The following is a 1564-nucleotide window of genomic DNA, read 5'->3' as shown; positions in this document are numbered from 1 at the left end:
ACGGTCCGATGACTTCCCAGGCCTGATCAGTCAGTTCATGACGTCGCACCACGAACGCAGTAACGACCAATCGACATTGCGGACACGCCCTAGGGCCAGAGCAGCTCGCGGGTCCAGGCGGTGCCGTCGGGGGAGCGGCGGTAGCGGAGCCGGACGTGGCGGCGTGCCGGGTCGCCCTGGAAGAACTCGACCTCGGACGGGTCGAGGACGTACCGGGTCCAGGTCGGCGCCGGGGCGTCGGGCTCCGTACCGGCCCGCTCCCAGGCGGCCTCGGAGACGCGCCGCAGCTCGTCCACGCTCTCGAGCACCTCGCTCTGCCGGCCGGTCAGCGCCGCCGCGAGCGCGCCCCGCGAGCGGACCGCCAGGTCCGCCCGGCTCTCCTGCGGCCCGCAGGCCGTGACCCGTCCGCGGACGCGGACCTGCCGGGCCACCGCCGGCCAGTAGAACCCGAGCGCGGCGTCCGGGTGCCCGGCGAGCTGCCGGCCCTTGGCGCTGGTGGCGTGCGAGGCGAAGTGCCAGCCGTGGCCGTCGGCGTCGTGGAGCATCAGGGTGCGTACGTCGGGCCGTCCGTCGGCGTCCACGGTGGCCAGGCTCATCGTGTGCGGCTCCGCCTGCCCGGCCGCGGCGGCGTGCAGGAACCATTCCCGGAACAGCGCCAGCGGCTCGGCGGGCGCGGCGTCCGGATCGAAGCCGGGCAGGGGGCCGTCCCATACCCGCAGCGAGTGCAGGGTGGCGCGGAAGGCCTCGATCTCGTCCGTCTCGGGGCTGGGGATCTCACGGGTCATGCCGCCCATCGAATCACGGGAACCACGCGTACCGGCTTCGGCATTCGCCGGATTTTTCGCCTCCGCTTTTCCTATGATGTGCAGCCTTCAACGACTTGAGGTGGGGGCCCATCATGCGCAACGGCGGCAGCGGCAGAGCGGACAACGGGACGAGCGGGGCGGGCGCGATACGGGGCGGGCGGCACGGAGGTGCGCTCCGGCATGCCGCGGTGGCCCTCCTGATCGCCTGTACGGCAGTGGCCTGCGGCCCGGCGGAGGGCGGGGGCCCGGCGGTGTCGGCGCCGCCGAGCGTGTCGGCGACCGTGTCGGCTTCGCCGACGCCTACGCCGTCCCCGTCCCCGTCCCTTTCTGTGACGGCCATGCCGTCCCCGTCCGCGACGCCGACCCCCACGCCCACCCCCACTCCGGCCGCGCAGGTGCCGGACGCGAAGCCCGCCCCGACCCGTACGGTCTCGTCGGGCTCGACCGGCAGCGCGCCGAAGCCGCCCGTCACGAAGGCGCCGACGAAGGAGGCGAGCCATCCCGCGGGCGGCGCGTGCGAGATCGTCTCCAACGCCGGGAACTGCTACAAGGCGGGCCAGTTCTGCCGCAAGGCAGACCTGGGCCGCTCGACCCACGCCGAGAACGGCCGCCTGATCCACTGCCGCCTGGACGGAAGCCAGCCGCGCTGGCAGTACTGAGCGGCGGGGGGTGGCGGGGGTCTGTCGGGTGGGGTCGGGGGTGTTGGGCGGGGTCGGGGGGTGGCGGGGTTCCGGTGATCGGGGTCAGGGGAAGTCCGG

The 1564-nt window shown here is 74.2% G+C and carries 2 protein-coding genes; one reads left to right on the top strand and one right to left on the bottom strand.

The annotated features are described in order from the left end of the window. Nucleotides 1-89: 89 nt before the first annotated feature. Nucleotides 90-785, bottom strand: coding sequence for a pyridoxal 5'-phosphate synthase (locus ACFY1T_RS35590; protein WP_390791875.1), 696 nt, complete (start codon nucleotides 783-785; stop codon nucleotides 90-92). Nucleotides 786-1144: 359 nt separating this feature from the next. On the opposite strand from ACFY1T_RS35590, the gene ACFY1T_RS35585 reads away from it, so the two are divergent. Next, a complete protein-coding gene (locus tag ACFY1T_RS35585) occupies nucleotides 1145-1465 on the top strand; it encodes a hypothetical protein (protein ID WP_390791874.1) in 321 nt (106 codons plus the stop codon). The last annotated feature ends 99 nt before the right edge of the window (nucleotides 1466-1564 follow it).

The organism is Streptomyces sp. NPDC001194, from assembly GCF_042896985.1.
Taxonomy (GTDB): domain Bacteria; phylum Actinomycetota; class Actinomycetes; order Streptomycetales; family Streptomycetaceae; genus Streptomyces.
Note: the sequence above shows the minus strand (reverse complement) of the source record. Positions and strands in the feature narration are given on the sequence as shown.

Bases quoted from the DNA above. Each gene is read 5' to 3' on its own strand.
- ACFY1T_RS35590 (WP_390791875.1), bottom strand. From the start codon at position 785: ATGACCCGTGAGATCCCCAGCCCCGAGACGGACGAGATCGAGGCCTTC.
- ACFY1T_RS35585 (WP_390791874.1), top strand. From the start codon at position 1,145: ATGCCGTCCCCGTCCGCGACGCCGACCCCCACGCCCACCCCCACTCCG.